This is a genomic window from Halomonas zincidurans B6 (genome assembly GCF_000731955.1).
In the GTDB taxonomy this organism is placed as follows: domain Bacteria; phylum Pseudomonadota; class Gammaproteobacteria; order Pseudomonadales; family Halomonadaceae; genus Modicisalibacter; species Modicisalibacter zincidurans.
In genome coordinates this window covers 2,301,665-2,317,732 of the sequence record NZ_JNCK01000001.1, presented here as the reverse complement: position 1 = coordinate 2,317,732, position 16,068 = coordinate 2,301,665, and the positions used below count along the sequence as shown (strand labels likewise).

The following is a 16,068-nucleotide window of genomic DNA, read 5'->3' as shown; positions in this document are numbered from 1 at the left end:
CGACGTCGTGCCGCCCGAGGAGCCCATGAATTTCTGCAGTCACTGCGGCCAGCCCGTGCGTTTCGCGATCCCCGAGGGCGACGACCGCCCGCGCTATCTGTGCGACACCTGCGGCACCATCCACTATCAGAATCCGCGCATCGTCGCCGGCACGCTGCCGGTGCGCGACGAGCGCGTGCTGCTGTGTCGGCGTGCCATCGCCCCGCGTCACGGTTACTGGACGCTGCCGGCCGGGTTCATGGAAAACGCCGAGACGACCCGCGAGGCGGCGACCCGCGAAACCCGCGAAGAGGCCTGTGCCGAGGTCGAGCTGCAGGATTTGTACACATTGATCAACCTACCGCACATCGACCAGGTCTACATGATCTTTCGTGCCGAGCTCACGGGTGGTTTCGCCGCCGGCCCGGAAAGCCTGGAAGTGGCGATGTTCGCCGAGCACGAGATCCCCTGGGACGCGCTGGCGTTTCCCACCATCGAGCGCACCCTGCGCCATTATTTCAGCGATCGCCGTCAGGGCGACTTTCCGCTGCATGTCAGCGACATCGGCGAGGAAGACCGCGAGCGCTATTTCGGCAGCGCCTGACCACTGAGCTTCTGCGCACTGTCATCGGGAATAAATGGGTTCTTCGCAGATCAGCGTGAAACGTCAAGGCCTCGCTATTGGGAATAAATTGCCTCCCACGCGACCCGGCCTGGATGGCCATTTGGAGCATGGGGCCGGGGATTTTTGTGGGAGGGAACTCGTTCCCGATTGGCGCCGTGCGATTCACCCCAGCAGTTGCGGGTTGAGTTGCCATACGCTGTAGGTCAGCGCCATGGCCAGCGACACCCAGACGAGATAGGGCAACAACAGAAGTCCAGCCAGCGGGCGTACGCGCCAGAAGGCGATGAACATGACGAGGATCATGCTCCACAGCAGGATGACCTCGACAAGGGCCAGCGCCCCCAGGTGCCAGACGAAGAACAGCCAGCTCCATAACGCATTGACGGCGAGCTGGACGAGAAACAGCGCCAGCGCACCCCGCTGCCGGCGCCAGCCGCCTTCACGCCAGACCAGCCACGCAGCGATGCCCATCAGCGCGAAGAGCGTCGTCCATACCGGCCCGAAGGCGCCGGCGGGCGGCGCCCAGCCGGGTTGCGTGAGCGCGGCGTAGAAGCGAGTGGCGTCCACCGAGGCAATGGCGCCGACCCCGGCGGCCATGAAGCTGACCGTCAGCCAGCCGGCGAGACCGAGGGTCTGATGACGCCGATGTAAGCGTCTTGCATTTGCCTGAATGCTTCCATATCTATATGTCATATGTCCTCCAGCCGCCACACTTCATAGGCCGGTTCCTCGTAGGGGTGGGCCAGCTTGAGCGCGGCGACCGCGGCGTGGATGCGCTCGTCGCGGCAGACCAGCTCGACCTTGAGCTCGTCGACCCGTTCGAGCTGGCCGACCCGGCCGATATGCGGGTCGGCGCCGCCCATGGGGCGAAACTGGCCGGTGCCCCGAGTCTGGAAGCAGCACGCTTCATAATCGCCGATGCGTCCGGCGCCGCTCTCGAACACGGCCTCCTTGACGGCCTCGGCGGCGTCGACGGGGATGAAGAACGCGAGCTTGTACATAAACGTCTCCAGTGGGCTTACGGGTAATGACGAACGCACAGCAAAGCCGATCAGCGATGGGGCCGGGCGTCGGCAATTGCCGCTTCATGATGGCATAATGCCCGGCGTTGCCTAAACCGAAACGGGATGCCCCGCATGCTCAAGTGGCTTGGCGTATTGTTGATCGCGCTGCTCGGCCTGCTGCAGTACAGCCTGTGGTTCGGCGAGGGCGGGCTGCGCGAGCTGACACTTATTCGCGCCCGCGCCGATTCGCTGGCGGCGGAGAACGACACCCAGCGGGCGCGCAACGAGCGTCTGGCCGCCGAGGTCGTCGATCTCAAGAATGGCCTCGATGCCATCGAGGAGCGCGCGCGCAGCGACATCGGCATGGTGCGCCAGGACGAGCAGTTCTTCTGGGTGCCTGGCGTCGAGGGCAGCGCTGGTGAGTCGGGCCGGGCCCCGAGCACCGGGAGCGGCTCATGAACGGGACGCCGTTGTGGCTGATCGTGCCGGCCGCCGGCCAGGGGCGGCGGATGGCCGCGGATCGCCCCAAGCAGTATCTGCAACTGGCCGGCCGGCCGGTGCTCGCGCAGACCCTGGCGCGGCTTCATGCGACCTTCCCCACGGCGCGCTTGTTGCTCTGCCTTGACCCCAGGGACGCCTGGTTCGATCCGGCCTGGGTGCCGTTCGCCGACTGGCGGCGCGTCGACGGGGGCGTCGAGCGCGCCGCGAGCGTGGCGCTGGCGCTGACGGCGATCGCCGAGGAGGCCGCTGACGAGGATCTGGTGCTGGTCCACGACGTTGTCCGGCCCTGCGTGCATGGCGACGACCTGACCCGGCTGCATGCCGCGCTGGTCGACGAGCCGATGGGGGCGCTGCTGGCCGTGCCGGTGGCCGACACCATGAAGCGCGCCGATGCCGCCGGCCGGGTCGCGACCACCGAGCCGCGTGACGGGCTGTGGCACGCGCTGACGCCGCAGGGTTTTCGCTATGCGCTGCTGCGTCGGGCACTCGACGAGGCCGGGCGCAGCAGCGTGGCGATCACCGACGAAGCCTCGGCCGTCGAGGCGCTGGGCCTGTCGCCGCGGCTGGTGGCCGGGCGTCGCGACAATCTCAAGATCACCCATCCCGAAGACCTGGGCCTGGCTGAGCAGATCCACGCCGCGCAGATTCTCGCGGCCCAGCACCCGGCGTCCGCCGGCCGCGTGCCGGACGCCGACCACCGCAACCCTGGAGAGACCCGCGCATGATGCGAATCGGCCACGGCTTCGACGTCCATCGCTTCGGCGATGGCGATCATCTGATGATCGGCGGCGTGCGCATCGCCCACGATCACGGCTTCATCGCCCACTCCGACGGCGACGTGCTGCTCCACGCGCTCTGCGATGCGCTGCTCGGCGCCTGTGCGCTGGGCGATATCGGCCACCTGTTTCCCGACGACGACGAGCGCTGGGCCGGCGCCGATAGTCGCGGCCTGCTGCGCGACGTCGTCGCGCGCCTCGCCGCGGCCGGCTGGCGGATCGCCAACGTCGATGCCACGCTGATCGCCCAGGCGCCCAGGCTGGCCCCGCATATCGCCGCCATGCGCGCAGTCATCGCCGAGGACCTGGGCGTGGCGCTCGGCGCGGTCAACGTCAAGGCCACCACCACCGAGCGGCTGGGCTTCACCGGGCGCGGCGAGGGCATCGCCGCCGAGGCGGTGGCGCTGCTCGAAGGCCGCCAGGATGAACGCAACAACGGCGAGCCAGCGCATGGCTGAAGCCGCCGAGACCCCGCGGCCGGGCTGGCCGCCACACTGGCCTTGCGCCCACGGCGGCCCGCTGGCGGCGGGCGACTACCGCGCCAGCCCCGAGGACTTCGTGGTCGAGGAGTGCCTGGATTTCGCCCCCGAGGGCCACGGCGAGCATCTCTGGCTGTGGCTCGAGAAACGCGACCTGAGCACCGCCGAGCTGGCCCGGCGCCTGGCCCGGGCCTGCGCGGTCACGCCCCGCGACATCGGCTTTTCGGGGATCAAGGACCGTTTCGCGGTGACCCGTCAATGGCTGTCGGTGCATCTGCCGGGACGTGAAGCGCCGGACGATCTCGACGTGCGCCTGGGCGACATGCCGGTCTGCGTGCTGGCCCATGCGCGCCACCCGCGCAAGCTCAAGCGCGGCGTGCATCGTCGCAACCGCTTTTTGTTGCGGCTGAGCGGCCCGATCGTCGCCCATCCCGAGCTCGAGACGCGCTGGCAGCGCCTCGTCGCGGCCGGCGTGCCCAACTATTTCGGTCCCCAGCGCTTCGGTGTCGAGGGCCGTAACCTGACCCGCGCCTGTGGCATACTCGCCAGGGGCTGGCGCAAGCGCGACGACCGTCAGGGAATGATGCTATCGACCGCGCGCAGCTATCTGTTCAACGAGCTGTTGGCGGCGCGCATCCGCGCCGGCGACTGGGCGATGCCGCTGGCCGGCGACGTGGTGATGCTCGACGGCACGCAGAGCCAGTTCGTCGCCGATGCGGACGCCGGGTTGCCGGGCGGCGCGCCGCTGGCCGCGCGCGCCGCGCGGCTCGATCTGCATCCCGCCGGGCCGCTGTGGGGCGCGGGGGTGAGCGAGGCGAGGGCCGAGCCGGCGAACCACGAGCGCCGCCTGGCAAGCGACAATGCCGCGCTGTGCAGCGCTCTTGAGCGCAGCGGCGTGCGCCTGGCCCGGCGCGCGCTGCGCATCCGGCTGATCGAGCCGCGTCTCGAACGCCGTGGCGCGACGCTCGAGATCGATTTCGAATTGCCGCGCGGCGCCTTCGCCACGGCGGTGCTGCGCGAACTGATCGTGCATCCCACGCTGTAGCGTCGGGATATAAAGGAGACACGATGCGTAAATTGCTGCTTTCCAATGACGATGGCGTTCATGCGCCGGGACTCAAGGCGCTCTACGAGGCGCTCAGCGTGCATGCGCGGCTGCGCGTGGTGGCGCCGGATCGCGACAAGAGCGGGGCGAGCAACTCGCTGACCCTGTCGAGGCCGCTGGCGCTTTCGGCCCTCGACAACGGCTTCTACAGCGTCGACGGTACGCCAGCCGACTGCGTCTACCTGGGGGTCAACGGGATATGGGACGAGAAGCCCGACCTGGTGATCTCGGGCATCAACCACGGCGGCAACCTGGGCGACGACGTGCTCTATTCGGGCACCGTGGCGGCGGCGATGGAAGGCCGCAACCTGGGCATGGCGGCGATCGCCGTGTCGCTGGTCGGCGCCCAGCATTTCGAGACCGCCGGGCGGGTCGCGGCAAGCCTGGTGGGCGCGGCGGATACGTTGTCGCTGCCGCCGCGCAGCCTGCTCAACGTCAACGTGCCCGACCTGCCGTGGGAAGAGATCCGCGGCTTTCGCGTCACTCGCATGGGTTATCGCGGTCCGGCGCAGCGGCCGCTCGAGGTCGAGGACCCGCGCGGACGTACCCGCTACTGGATCGCCCCGGTCGGCGAGAACGCCGACGACGGCCCGGACACCGATTTCGCCGCGGTCGAGGCCGGTTACGTGTCGATCACTCCGCTGCACACCGATCTGACCCGGCATGCGGCGATCAGCGATGTACGGGGCTGGCTGGATGCGCTGTCTGGACAGGGGTGAGCTCAGCGGGATCGGCATGACCTCGCAGCGCACCCGCGATCGCATGGTCGCGCGGCTCGCCGAGGCCGGCATCGACGAGCCGCGGGTGCTCGAGGCGATGGCCCGCGAGCCGCGCCATCTGTTTCTTGACGAGGCCCTGGCGCACCGCGCCTATGAGGACTCATCGCTGCCCATCGGTCATGGCCAGACCCTGTCCCAGCCGTGGATGGTGGCGCGAATGAGCGAACTGGTGCTGGCCACCGAACCCGAGCGGGTGCTCGAGATCGGCACCGGCTCGGGCTATCAGACGCTGATTCTGTCGCGGCTGGTGCCGGCGGTCTGGTCGCTTGAGCGCATCCGGGTGCTGCAGGAACGCGCGCGCATGCGACTGGCGCGGCTGAGGGTCCACAATGTGCGGCTACGCTTGACCGACGGCGGTCATGGCTGGCCCCAAGCGGCGCCGTTCGACACCATTCTGCTCACCGCCTGCGCCAGCGAGCTGCCCGATGCGCTGCTGGCGCAACTTGGCGATGGCGGGACGTTGATCGCGCCGATCGAGGACGACGACGGCGAACAGTGGCTGACCCGCGTCGAGCGGCACGGCGAGCGCTACGAATATCAGCGGCTCGAGCGGGTCCGTTTCGTGCCGTTGCTGGAAGGCGTGATTCGTTGACAAGACGTGACTCAAGGAGCCAGCCATCGGCTGGTCGGGTAAAGCATGCAAGGAGTTCATCATTGAAACGAACAGTCTCGCTGTTCTTCAAGGGCGCCGGGATGGGCGCCGCCGATGCGGTACCGGGCGTTTCGGGAGGAACCATCGCCTTTGTCACCGGCATCTACGAAGAACTCATCGACACCATCCGGCGCTTCGGCCCGGACGCCTTGGGCGCCTGGCGTCGCGATGGCGCGCGCGGTCTGACGCGCCATCTCAATCTGGCGTTCTTGATCCCGCTGATGCTGGGCATCGCCATGAGCCTGGTCAGCGTCGCCCACCTGGTCACCTACCTGATGGACAATCAGCCACTGTTGCTCAACGCCTTCTTCTTCGGCCTGGTGCTCGCGTCGGCGGTGGTGGTCACCCGCCATATCGACGGTTGGCGGCTGTGGCATGTGCTGCTACTGGGGCTGGGCGTGCTGCTGGCGCAGCTGTTGCCGGGTCTGATGCCGGCGCTGGGTGGGCTCGGCGCTCTCAAGCTGGTGGTTGCCGGGGCGATTGCCATCAGCGCCATGCTGCTGCCCGGCATATCGGGCAGTTTCCTGTTGCTGAGCATGGGCCTTTACGGCACGGTAATGACGGGCATTAAGAGTCTTGATATAAGCCTGATCCTGCAGTTCGGACTCGGCTGTTTGATCGGGCTGGTGACGTTCTCGCGGCTGCTGGCGTGGCTGTTTCGCCATTACCATGCCGCCACGTTGCAGCTGCTGGCCGGGTTCATTGTCGGCTCGCTGCCGTTGCTCTGGCCATGGCGAGAAATGACGCGTTACCAACTGGGCCCCGAGCAACAGCTCATACCGCTCGACTATCGCTTTCTGTGGCCCCAGGAGTATGCCTCGCTGACCGGTGACCCGGCCCAGTTGTGGTCGGCGCTGGCGCTCATGGCCGTTGGCCTGGTGCTGGTACTGGCGGTGGGCGAACGTTCCACGTCATCCTTCAAGGAGCATTGAATTCATGCGCAAGGCCTTTCTGGTTTCGCTGCTGACCCTGACTGTGGCGGGCTGCGCCTCGTCCGGCAGTGCCCCTCAGGTCAGCGACCTGTCCGTCAGCCGCAATCAGCAACCCAAGCAAGCGGTCACCGTGCAGTCCGGCGATACCCTCTACGGCATCGCCTGGCGCAACAACATGGACTTTCGTGAGCTGGCGCGGATCAACGGCATCTCGCCACCCTATCGTATCGAGCCCGGCCAGACCCTGCGTCTAGACGCCGGGGCCGGCTCCCGGGGTCAGGCGCTGGCGTCCGCGGGGGCGTCGGGTACGCAAGCGAGCGCGATGGGCAACGCGTCCTCTGCCCAGGCGGCTGAACAGAACCCCGACTGGCTGGCCCCGGACACCCAGACGATCGAGCGTAACCGGCGACTGTCCGGCGAACCGCTGGACGGGGGAACGGCATCGCAGGCGCCCAGCAGCCAGGTGCTGGCGGGCGTCGGTGGCGCTGCCGGCCCCGGCCCCATCTACAACTTCGAGAGCCCGGGCGCCGATGGCCAGCTCAGCGAGCGCGAACGTCAGGAGCAGGCCGCTATCGCCCGTGAGCGGGCGCAGCGTGCCGCAACCGAAACCGCGAATACGGCTGACCGTGCCGCGAGCGAAAACTCGGTGGCAACGAGCGACACACAGGCGTCATCTTCCTCGGCTATAACGGACAGCCAGCAGCGTTCGACGCCCGCTGGCCAGAGCGCACCGGGTGCGTCGCAGTCCGGTTCATCGACCTCGGGCGCGACCGACGCCGGCACGGCGGTCGCCGGTGAGGCGAACGAGCCGAACGCGCAGCAGCGCAGCTACTCGCCGGTCGAGAATATCCCCTGGCAATGGCCCGCCGAGGGCGAGGTTGTTGGACGTTTTGGTGATGGATCTAACATCACCGCCGGCATTGATATAGCCGGGCAAAAGGGGCAACCTGTCAAAGCGGCAGGGCCGGGTATCGTGGTCTACGCAGGAGACGGCGTACGTGGCTATGGCAATCTCATTCTTATCAAGCACAACGATCGTTTTCTGAGTGCCTATGCGCACAACGACAGCCTTAAGGTCAAGGAAAACGACGTGGTCAAGGCGGGAGAAGTGATCGCCACCATGGGTAATACCGATGCCGATGGCGTCAAGTTGCACTTTGAGGTACGCAAGGAAGGCCAGCCTCAAGATCCCCTCGAGTACCTGCCATCGCGTTGAGGGGATCGTGATCGCCAACAGGGACGGACGACCGGTAATGCCGGTCGCCCCAGCCAGGCCAGAACAATAATTCGAGCCGGCCGATGGCTGCATTGAACGCAGCAGACAAACGGGGTAGCGACATGAGCATGCTTGAACGGGACCTTCAAGAAGTCGATCTCAACGAAGTGAATGCCGGCGTCGAGGTCGTCGACGACGGCGATGCCAAGCAGGAGGAAGCCTTCGAGAAGGCGCTTAGCCGCGAAGAGAGCAGCTACCACCAAAGCCTCGACGCCACCCAGATCTACCTCAATGAAATCGGGTTTTCCCCGTTGCTGACGCCCGAGCAGGAAGTGCATTTCGGGCGCCTCGCCCAGAAGGGCGATCCCGCCGGGCGGCAACGCATGATCGAGTCCAACCTGCGACTGGTGGTCAAGATCGCCCGACGTTATCTCAATCGCGGCCTGTCGCTACTGGATCTGATCGAGGAGGGCAATCTGGGCCTGATTCGCGCGGTCGAGAAGTTCGACCCCGAGCGCGGTTTTCGTTTTTCGACCTACGCGACCTGGTGGATTCGCCAGACCATCGAACGGGCGCTGATGAACCAGACCCGCACCATCCGCCTGCCGATTCACGTCGTCAAGGAACTCAACATCTACCTGCGCGCCGCCCGCGAGCTGACCCAGAAGCTCGACCACGAGGCGACCGCCGAGGAGATCGCCGAATTCCTCGACAAGCCGGTGGGCGCGGTCAAGCGGATGATGGGACTCAACGAGCGTGTCTCGTCGGTGGATTATCCGCTCGGCGGCGAGAGCGACAAGCCGCTGATCGAGACCCTGGCCGACGAGAACGACAGTGGTCCGGAATCCTCGCTCGTCGATGGAGACGTCAAGCAGCATGTCGACGACTGGCTGGCCGAGCTGACCGACAAGCAGATGGAGGTGGTCGTCCGCCGCTTTGGTCTGCGTGGTCACGAGGCGGCGACGCTCGAGGAGGTCGGCGAGGAGATCGGCCTGACCCGTGAGCGGGTGCGTCAGATCCAGGTCGAGGCGTTGAAGAAGCTGCGCCGCGTGCTGGATAAGCAGGGCCTCTCGCTGGACGCAATCTTCGAGTGAGGCGGAGTTGCCCACAAGAATCGAGGCATCGGCAAGCGCGGGCCCTGGCCCGCGCTTGCCGTTAGGCCGGCCATGCATTCGATGTGACTCTTTATTGTCCTTGGCCAAGCAAGGTACTGTCATTTGCTAAGCAAGCTAACATGCGGCATTGTATGTATAATGTCTGCCGTTATCGCTTGCTATCGAAAGGAAACATCGATGCCGTCACGTTCCGTCTCACTTCCGCACCCGTCGCCGCGGTCGGGCTTTGCCCGGCGGCTATTGTTCGTGCTGGTCGCTTCCGCATTGGGTGCCCAGGCCCAGGCTGCCGATCTCGCCACGATTGCCCGCGATGCCATGAAAAACAATGCCGATCTGGCCTCTTCGCGCGCCACGTTCAAGAGCGTCGAGGAAGCGCGTGATGTCCAGCGTGGCGATCTGTTGCCGCAGGTCAACGCTACCGCCAATGCCGCCAACAACCGCACGTTCGAGAGCCAGACAAGCACTGCGCGCGCCGGGGCGTCGCCCAACGACGATAACTACAATTCGGCAAGTGTCGGTATCGAGGCCACCCAGGCGTTGTTCGATGCGACCAACTGGTACGAATTGCAACGCGCCGAGGAGCAGATCGGCCAGCAGGCGCTGGTGCTGGAGGGCGAGCGCCAGCAGACGCTCTACGACGTTGCCGAGGCGTACTTCAATATCCTTCAGGCGCGCGATATCCTCGCTGCGCGGGTCGCCCAGGAGAAGGCGATCAGTCGTCAGCTCGAGCAGGCCCGCGAGCAGTTCGAGGTCGGCTTGATCGCGATCACCGACGTTAACGAGGCGCAGGCCAGCTATGACCTGGCGCGTGCCCAGCGCATCGCCGCCGAGAGCGATCTGCAGGTCAGCTTCGAGTCGCTCGAGCGGCTTACCGGCAAGCGTTACGACGCCATCAGTACGCTGTCCGAGACATTGCCCATCGAAGTTCCCCAGCCCAGCTCCCGGGATGCCTGGGTGACCCTGGCAATGGACAACAGCCCGATCCTGCTGGCCGCCAACCAGGCCATCAATGTCGCCAATCGCGACGTCGATGTCGCGCGGGCGGGCTACCTGCCGAGTCTCGACGCCTACGCCAGCTACGACTACGCGGACAGCGACAACGAATACCTCGTGGGCGAGAGCTCGGGTGCCGAGATCGGCCTGCGCGGTTCATGGGCGATCTTCAACGGCGGGAGCACCAGTGCCCAGATAAATAGCAATACCTATCAACTCGAGGCCACACAATACGACTTCGAATCGCAGCGTCGCTTGACCATTCAGCAGGTTCGCTCGCTGTACACTCAAGTGGTCAACGACGTCGAGACCGTCGAGGCCCAGCAGCAGGCGATCGTCTCCAATCGCAGCGCCCTGGAGGCCACACGCTCCGGTTACGAGGTAGGCACGCGCAACATCGTCGACGTGCTCGACGCCGAGCAGCGCCTGTATACCGCCCTGGCCAACTATGCCGAGGCGCGCTACAGCTACGTCATCGACCTGTTGGCCTTGCGCCGTGAGTCGGGCATTCTCGAGACCGCGACCTTGCAGGCCCTCAGCGAGTGGCTGCAGACCGGCGAGGAAGTTCGCCTCGCTCTGCCCAACGAAGAGGGCGGTCGCTACAAGGCGATGATGGACATCGGCGAGCCGCCGACGCCACCCAGCGAATAACGGCCGATTTGCCGTAGCCCCAAAGGCCGCCAGAAGCGCGACAATTCAGCGACCATCGCTGGATTGTCGCGCTGTTGAGTTCAGCTGCGTGAAATCATGATTCCGTTAGCAAATAATGGGTCCTTTGAATCCCGAACACGCCGTCTCAGGAGGCTCGCATGGCCCGGCCGCTCCATGCCGATATCGATCTCGACGCGCTTCGCCACAATTATCGCCTGGCACGCGATCTGGCGCCTTCCAGCCAGGCGCTGGCGGTGATCAAGGCCGATGCCTATGGGCATGGCGCCGTGGCCTGTGCCCGGGCGCTCGAGGATCTGGCGCCGGCCTTCGCCGTTGCCAGTCTCGAAGAGGCCGCCGTGTTGCGCGAGGCGGGAATCGCCAAGCCCATCGTGCTGCTCGAGGGAATCTTTGCCCATGACGAGCTCGAACGGGTCGATGCATGGGGATTGTGGCTCGTCGTGCACAGCGAGTGGCAGGTCGCGGCGCTGCTCGATTACCGGCCGCGCCGGCCGATTCCGACCTGGCTCAAGGTCGACTCCGGCATGCACCGGCTGGGCTTCGATCCGGCGCGGGCTAAGGCGCTATGGCAACGCCTTCGCGCCGTGCCCGAGCGGGTCACGGCGCTGCACCTGATGACCCATTTCGCCACCGCCGATGCGCTGGAGCCGGGCTATTTCCAATACCAGCTAGGGATGATCGAGGCGCTGGCGCAGCGACTCGGCGCGCCGACCTGTCTGGCCAACTCGCCGGCGACGCTGGCCTGGCCACAAGCGCATGGCGCCTGGAATCGCCCCGGGGTGATGCTCTACGGCAGCAACCCGCTCGTGGGCGAGAACGATGCCACGCGGGACCTCAGGCCGGTGATGACGCTGCGCTCCGAGTTGATCGCGGTCCGCGAGATCGCCACCGGCGAGCCGGTGGGTTACGGCGGGCGCTGGCGAGCGCCGCGGCCGTCGCGGATCGGCGTGGTCGCCGCCGGCTATGGCGACGGTTACGATCGCCACGCCGCCGACGGCACCCCGGTGCTGGTCGACGGCCAGCGCTGTTCGCTGGCCGGCAAGGTCTCCATGGATATGTTGACGGTGGATATCACCGATTTGCCCGGGGCCGACATCGGCAGTCGCGTGGTGCTCTGGGGCGAGGATGCGGCCGACGGCACGCGGCTGTCGATCGACGAGGTCGCCCGGCACTGCGACACCGTCAGCTATACGCTGCTGACCGGGATATTGCCACGGGTGCCGCGGCGCTACCGCCAATCCTGAGGGGATGGGTGATTTTGTGGGAGGGAACTCGTTCCCGATTGGCGCCGCCAGGCGCCCGGCATGGCCCGGCAGGCACAGTGGCCACCGCTATCGCGAATACATTCGCCCCCATCAACAGGCTGCACTGACGCTCCCCACGCCGATGGGTAAACTAGCCACTTTTCGCAGCATGACGGAAGCGCTTTCCATGACCGATACGACTTCGCCACGCTCCTTGGCCCATCCGCGCTACTGGCCGACCTGGCTATCGATCGGCCTGATGCGCCTGGGCGCCTGGCTGCCCTGGTCGCTCAAGCTGGCCGTCGGCCGGGCCATTGGCTGGTTGGCCTGGCGCTTCGGCAAGCGCCGCCGGCACATCACCGAAACCAACCTGCGGCTGTGTTTTCCCGAGCTCGACGAGCACCAGCGCGCCGGGCTGGTCAAGTCGACCTTTCTGGCCAACGGCATCGGCATTCTCGAGACGGCGACCGGCTGGTGTCGTGACCCCGAGCACCTGCGTCACCGCGTCACCTTCCGTGGTGAAGAGCACATGCACCGGGCGCTCGCCCAGGGCAAGGGCGCGCTGATCATCGGCATTCACTTCTCGACGCTCGACCTGGGCGGCGCGCTGCATTCGCTGTATTTCCCCGCCGACGTGGTCTATCGCCCGCACGACAATGCACTGTTCGAGCGCTTCATGACCCGCGCGCGCTCGCGGATCTTCGGCCAGGCGATCGACCGTCGCGACCTGCGCGGCGTGGTACGGCGCATCAAGGCCGGCCATGCGGTGTGGTATTCGCCGGACCAGGACTTCGGGCGCGATGCCAGCGTGTTCGCGCCGTTCTTCGGCGTCGAGGCGGCGACCGTCAAGCTCACGGGCAAGATCGCCCGCATGACCGGAGCGCCGGTGATGCCGCTGATCTTCCATCGCAACCCCGACGATCGCAGCTACACTCTGGAATACCTGCCGGCGTTGGAAGACTTCCCCAGCGGCGATGAAGTGGCCGACGCGACACGCATCAATGCGGTGATCGAGGCGGCGATCCGCCGCCAACCCGAGCAATACCTGTGGTTGCACCGGCGCTTCAAGACGCGTCCGCGTGGCGAGCCCGGCCTGTATTGACGCGCAGCGTCAATACAGGCCGGGCGCTGTAAGCTATAAGAAACCCCCACGACCCTGAGGTCCGTGGGGTTTTACTTACCGCTATAAGCTTACAGCTTATAGCTCCGGCGAAGCCGGTCAGGCGTCGATGCGCTTGTACTTCATGCGCTTGGGCGTATCGCTGCCGACGCGCTTCCTGTGATCCGCCTCGTAGTCGGTGTAGTTGCCCTCGAAGAACACCACCTGCGATTCACCCTCGTAGGCCAGGATGTGCGTGGCGATGCGGTCGAGGAACCAGCGATCGTGGGAGATCACCATGGCGCAGCCGGGGAAGGCGAGCAGCGCCTCCTCAAGGGCGCGCAGGGTCTCGATGTCGAGATCGTTGGACGGCTCGTCGAGCAGCAGCACGTTGGCGCCCTGCTTGAGGGTCTGGGCCAGCTGCAGCCGGCCGCGTTCGCCGCCGGACAGCTCCGACAGGCGCTTCTGCTGATCGTTGCCCTTGAAGTTGAAGCGACCCACGTAGGCCCGTGACGACACTTCATAGCCGTTGATGTTGAGCATGTCCTGGCCGTCGGAGACCGCTTCCCACACCGTCTGCTTGTCGTCGAGCGCATCGCGCAGCTGCTCGACATAGGCGATCTGGACCGTATCGCCGAGCACCACCTCGCCGCTGTCGGGGGTCTCGCTTTTGTTGATCATCCGGAACAGCGAGGACTTGCCCGCGCCGTTGCCGCCGACGATGCCGACGATCGCGCCCCTGGGTACCTGGAACGACAGGTTCTCGAACAGCAGCTTGTCGCCGTAGCGCTTGGCGACGTCGTGCAGTTCGATGACCTTGTCGCCGAGCCGCGGGCCGGGTGGGATGTAGATCTCGTTGGTCTCGTTGCGCTTCTGGAAGTCGCCGGACTGCATCTCCTCGAAGCGATTGAGGCGCGCCTTGCTCTTGGCCTGGCGGCCCTTGGCGTTGCTGCGCACCCACTCGAGCTCCTGCTTGATCGCCTTGTTGCGCGAGGCTTCCTGCTTGGCTTCCTGTTCGAGGCGCTTCTCCTTGGCTGCGAGCCAGTCGGAGTAGTTGCCTTCGAAAGGGATGCCCTGGCCGCGGTCGAGTTCGAGAATCCAGCCGGCGACGTTGTCGAGGAAGTAACGGTCGTGGGTGATCGCCACCACGGTACCCGAATAGTTGTGCAAGAAGCGCTCCAGCCAGGCCACCGATTCGGCATCCAGGTGGTTGGTCGGCTCGTCGAGCAGCAGCATGTCGGGATTCGACAACAGCAGCCGGCACAGCGCCACGCGGCGGCGCTCGCCGCCCGAGAGCACGCCGACATTGGCGTCCCAGGGGGGCAGGCGCAGCGCTTCGGCGGCGACTTCGAGCTTGCGCTCCAGGTTGTGGGCGTCGGCGGCCTCGATCAGGTTTTCCAGCCGCGCCTGCTCGGCGGCCAGCGCGTCGAAGTCGGCATCCGGCTCGGCGTAGGCGGCGTAGACGGCGTCGAGTTTTTCCTGCGCCTGCTTGATCTCGCCGACCGCTTCCTCGACGGTTTCGCGCACCGTCTTGTTGTCGTCGAGCTCGGGTTCCTGCGGCAGGTAGCCGACGTTCAGCCCCGGCATCGCCCGAGCTTCACCGTTGTATTCGGTATCGACGCCGGCCATGATCCGCAGCAGGGTCGATTTGCCCGAACCGTTCAGGCCGAGCACGCCGATCTTGGCGCCGGGAAAGAAGGACAGCGAGATATCCTTGAGGATCTCGCGCTTGGGGGGCACGATCTTGCCCACCCGGTTCATGGTGAAGACGTATTGCGCCATGGAAATCCGGTCGGTTGGAAATGAACGATGGGCCTCGATGATAGTGGCGGTCCAGCGGAAAGGCCAGCCAGCCGGTCTTGTGGGAGGCAACTTGTTCCCGATTGGCGCCGTCAGGCGCCCGGTATAGCCCGGCAAGTAAAGCTGCCCACCCGATCGCGAATAGATTCGCTCCCACGCGACCCGGCCCGGATGGCTCATTGGAGCATGGGTCGGGGGTTTTAGTGGGAGGGAACTTGTTCCCGATGGGTGTCAGCTATTCCACCGCCAATGAACCGCTCCCACGCAACGTCTACTCCTCCTCGTCGAGCCCGGTGAACCAGTCATCCTCGATGGCTTTCTTGAGGCGGCGCTCCTCGAGCAAGGCTTCGACCTGGCGGCGTGCGCGCAGGCTGTCGGCGCGACTGGCGCGGGGGCGTGTAAAGTGTTCGTCGTTGACGGCTTCGAAGAAGTCCTGCTCTTCGCTGGCCTGTTCTGCGATGAAGGATTCACGGCTCATGACCACCTACCTCCCTGACGCGGGTAGCTTCCGGGCATCCCGATGATGCCTTGGTCGCTATATAACGCCACCCGGCGCTCTGTACAAGAGGCTGAGGCCAATAAAATCCAGGCGCGTCGTCGTATGTGGGGCGGCCTCACTCGTGGCCGTGTTTCGTCCGTTCTTGCAACTCCTGTTGTTTCAGCCTGAGCGCCTCGAGTTCGGCCAGGGCCTCGGCGAGTTGCGTGACGTCTTTCTGCACGCCGATGAAGTAGGTCAACTGGTCCTGCTCGTCGAACAGCGGGGTAATCGACAGCTCGTTGTAGAACAGCGTGCCGTCCTTGCGATAGTTGCGCAACACCTCGCGGCACGGGCGATGCTCGCTGAGCGCCTGGCGGATGCGCGGCAGGGCGGGTTGATCGCGGTCGTCGTTCTGCAGAAAGCGGCAGTCGCGGTAGAGGATCTCGTCGGCGCTATAGCCGGTCAGGCGCTCGAAGCCCTGGTTGACGTAGATCAGAATGGTCTCGTCGCCTTCCTGTTCGGCGACCACGATACCGTCGGCCGAGGCATCGACGATGCGTTCCAGCAACCGGGCGTCGATCATGGCGGGTCTTTTCATGCGCTTTGCTGTCCTGTGACGTTG

18 protein-coding genes are annotated in these 16,068 nt (G+C 65.8%); 13 read left to right on the top strand and 5 right to left on the bottom strand.

The features are described from left to right. Nucleotides 1–25 precede the first annotated feature (25 nt). Nucleotides 26–583 (top strand): NUDIX hydrolase, encoded by a 558-nt coding sequence (locus HALZIN_RS0110935; protein WP_031384254.1) that lies wholly within the window; start codon nt 26–28, stop codon nt 581–583. 183 nt (nt 584–766) lie between these two features. Here HALZIN_RS0110935 and HALZIN_RS0110930 read toward each other — a convergent pair whose 3' ends face one another. Further along, the gene (locus tag HALZIN_RS0110930) at nt 767–1,297 is read right to left on the bottom strand and encodes a TspO/MBR family protein (protein WP_051907480.1); all 531 of its coding nucleotides are present in this window, start codon (nt 1,295–1,297) and stop codon (nt 767–769) included. Next, nucleotides 1,294–1,605, bottom strand: a complete 312-nt coding sequence (locus tag HALZIN_RS0110925) for a YqfO family protein (protein WP_031384252.1) — start codon at nt 1,603–1,605, stop codon at nt 1,294–1,296. The genes HALZIN_RS0110930 and HALZIN_RS0110925 overlap by 4 nt, the downstream gene beginning before the upstream one ends. A 135-nt stretch (nt 1,606–1,740) precedes the next feature. On the opposite strand from HALZIN_RS0110925, the gene ftsB reads away from it, so the two are divergent. From ftsB to lpxL, 12 genes are all read left to right on the top strand, one after another. Next, complete coding sequence (gene ftsB, locus HALZIN_RS0110920) at nt 1,741–2,067, top strand: cell division protein FtsB (RefSeq protein ID WP_031384251.1); 327 nt, start codon at nt 1,741–1,743, stop codon at nt 2,065–2,067. After that, nucleotides 2,064–2,834: a 2-C-methyl-D-erythritol 4-phosphate cytidylyltransferase gene (gene ispD / locus HALZIN_RS0110915; RefSeq protein WP_051907479.1), complete on the top strand. Its 771-nt coding sequence runs from the start codon at nt 2,064–2,066 to the stop codon at nt 2,832–2,834. Before ftsB ends, ispD begins: the two co-directional genes overlap by 4 nt. Continuing rightward, nucleotides 2,834–3,343: a 2-C-methyl-D-erythritol 2,4-cyclodiphosphate synthase gene (ispF, locus tag HALZIN_RS0110910; RefSeq protein ID WP_031384249.1), complete on the top strand. Its 510-nt coding sequence runs from the start codon at nt 2,834–2,836 to the stop codon at nt 3,341–3,343. The genes ispD and ispF overlap by 1 nt, the downstream gene beginning before the upstream one ends. Further along, nucleotides 3,336–4,409, top strand: a complete 1,074-nt coding sequence (gene truD, locus HALZIN_RS0110905) for a tRNA pseudouridine(13) synthase TruD (protein WP_031384248.1) — start codon at nt 3,336–3,338, stop codon at nt 4,407–4,409. Before ispF ends, truD begins: the two co-directional genes overlap by 8 nt. A gap of 23 nt (nt 4,410–4,432) precedes the next feature. Beyond that, on the top strand, nt 4,433–5,188 hold the full coding sequence (gene surE / locus HALZIN_RS0110900) for a 5'/3'-nucleotidase SurE (protein WP_031384247.1): 756 nt from the start codon (nt 4,433–4,435) through the stop codon (nt 5,186–5,188). A 16-nt stretch (nt 5,189–5,204) separates the two neighbouring features. Then, a complete protein-coding gene (locus HALZIN_RS0110895; protein ID WP_231663925.1) occupies nt 5,205–5,840 on the top strand; it encodes a protein-L-isoaspartate(D-aspartate) O-methyltransferase in 636 nt (211 codons plus the stop codon). A gap of 62 nt (nt 5,841–5,902) precedes the next feature. Next, on the top strand, nt 5,903–6,832 hold the full coding sequence (locus tag HALZIN_RS0110890; RefSeq protein ID WP_031384245.1) for a DUF368 domain-containing protein: 930 nt from the start codon (nt 5,903–5,905) through the stop codon (nt 6,830–6,832). Between the two features lie 4 nt (nt 6,833–6,836). Next, nucleotides 6,837–8,048: a peptidoglycan DD-metalloendopeptidase family protein gene (locus HALZIN_RS0110885; RefSeq protein WP_031384244.1), complete on the top strand. Its 1,212-nt coding sequence runs from the start codon at nt 6,837–6,839 to the stop codon at nt 8,046–8,048. A gap of 122 nt (nt 8,049–8,170) precedes the next feature. Beyond that, on the top strand, nt 8,171–9,142 hold the full coding sequence (gene rpoS / locus HALZIN_RS0110880; RefSeq protein WP_031384243.1) for an RNA polymerase sigma factor RpoS: 972 nt from the start codon (nt 8,171–8,173) through the stop codon (nt 9,140–9,142). Between the two features lie 198 nt (nt 9,143–9,340). Next, nucleotides 9,341–10,807 (top strand): TolC family outer membrane protein, encoded by a 1,467-nt coding sequence (locus tag HALZIN_RS0110875; protein ID WP_031384242.1) that lies wholly within the window; start codon nt 9,341–9,343, stop codon nt 10,805–10,807. A gap of 158 nt (nt 10,808–10,965) precedes the next feature. Then, the gene (alr, locus tag HALZIN_RS0110870) at nt 10,966–12,069 is read left to right on the top strand and encodes an alanine racemase (protein ID WP_031384241.1); all 1,104 of its coding nucleotides are present in this window, start codon (nt 10,966–10,968) and stop codon (nt 12,067–12,069) included. A 187-nt stretch (nt 12,070–12,256) separates the two neighbouring features. Further along, nucleotides 12,257–13,171 (top strand): LpxL/LpxP family Kdo(2)-lipid IV(A) lauroyl/palmitoleoyl acyltransferase, encoded by a 915-nt coding sequence (gene lpxL / locus HALZIN_RS0110865; protein WP_031384240.1) that lies wholly within the window; start codon nt 12,257–12,259, stop codon nt 13,169–13,171. Nucleotides 13,172–13,288: 117 nt separating this feature from the next. On the opposite strand, the gene ettA is transcribed toward lpxL, so the two are convergent. The 3 genes from ettA to HALZIN_RS0110850 form a co-directional block, all read right to left on the bottom strand. After that, nucleotides 13,289–14,950: an energy-dependent translational throttle protein EttA gene (gene ettA / locus HALZIN_RS0110860; RefSeq protein ID WP_031384239.1), complete on the bottom strand. Its 1,662-nt coding sequence runs from the start codon at nt 14,948–14,950 to the stop codon at nt 13,289–13,291. Nucleotides 14,951–15,239: 289 nt separating this feature from the next. Continuing rightward, nucleotides 15,240–15,446, bottom strand: a complete 207-nt coding sequence (locus HALZIN_RS0110855) for a PA3496 family putative envelope integrity protein (RefSeq protein WP_031384238.1) — start codon at nt 15,444–15,446, stop codon at nt 15,240–15,242. 136 nt (nt 15,447–15,582) lie between these two features. Beyond that, entirely contained in the window at nt 15,583–16,044 is a 462-nt protein-coding gene (locus HALZIN_RS0110850; RefSeq protein ID WP_031384237.1) for a PAS domain-containing protein, read from the bottom strand. Nucleotides 16,045–16,068: the final 24 nt, after the last annotated feature.

Excerpts from the sequence above, each read along its gene's own strand:
- HALZIN_RS0110935 (WP_031384254.1), top strand. The coding sequence starts at position 26 with ATGAATTTCTGCAGTCACTGCGGCCAGCCCGTGCGTTTCGCGATCCCC.
- HALZIN_RS0110930 (WP_051907480.1), bottom strand. The coding sequence starts at position 1,297 with ATGACATATAGATATGGAAGCATTCAGGCAAATGCAAGACGCTTACAT.
- HALZIN_RS0110925 (WP_031384252.1), bottom strand. The coding sequence starts at position 1,605 with ATGTACAAGCTCGCGTTCTTCATCCCCGTCGACGCCGCCGAGGCCGTC.
- ftsB (WP_031384251.1), top strand. The coding sequence starts at position 1,741 with ATGCTCAAGTGGCTTGGCGTATTGTTGATCGCGCTGCTCGGCCTGCTG.
- ispD (WP_051907479.1), top strand. The coding sequence starts at position 2,064 with ATGAACGGGACGCCGTTGTGGCTGATCGTGCCGGCCGCCGGCCAGGGG.
- ispF (WP_031384249.1), top strand. The coding sequence starts at position 2,834 with ATGCGAATCGGCCACGGCTTCGACGTCCATCGCTTCGGCGATGGCGAT.
- truD (WP_031384248.1), top strand. The coding sequence starts at position 3,336 with ATGGCTGAAGCCGCCGAGACCCCGCGGCCGGGCTGGCCGCCACACTGG.
- surE (WP_031384247.1), top strand. The coding sequence starts at position 4,433 with ATGCGTAAATTGCTGCTTTCCAATGACGATGGCGTTCATGCGCCGGGA.
- HALZIN_RS0110895 (WP_231663925.1), top strand. The coding sequence starts at position 5,205 with ATGACCTCGCAGCGCACCCGCGATCGCATGGTCGCGCGGCTCGCCGAG.
- HALZIN_RS0110885 (WP_031384244.1), top strand. The coding sequence starts at position 6,837 with ATGCGCAAGGCCTTTCTGGTTTCGCTGCTGACCCTGACTGTGGCGGGC.
- rpoS (WP_031384243.1), top strand. The coding sequence starts at position 8,171 with ATGAGCATGCTTGAACGGGACCTTCAAGAAGTCGATCTCAACGAAGTG.
- HALZIN_RS0110875 (WP_031384242.1), top strand. The coding sequence starts at position 9,341 with ATGCCGTCACGTTCCGTCTCACTTCCGCACCCGTCGCCGCGGTCGGGC.
- alr (WP_031384241.1), top strand. The coding sequence starts at position 10,966 with ATGGCCCGGCCGCTCCATGCCGATATCGATCTCGACGCGCTTCGCCAC.
- lpxL (WP_031384240.1), top strand. The coding sequence starts at position 12,257 with ATGACCGATACGACTTCGCCACGCTCCTTGGCCCATCCGCGCTACTGG.
- ettA (WP_031384239.1), bottom strand. The coding sequence starts at position 14,950 with ATGGCGCAATACGTCTTCACCATGAACCGGGTGGGCAAGATCGTGCCC.
- HALZIN_RS0110855 (WP_031384238.1), bottom strand. The coding sequence starts at position 15,446 with ATGAGCCGTGAATCCTTCATCGCAGAACAGGCCAGCGAAGAGCAGGAC.
- HALZIN_RS0110850 (WP_031384237.1), bottom strand. The coding sequence starts at position 16,044 with ATGAAAAGACCCGCCATGATCGACGCCCGGTTGCTGGAACGCATCGTC.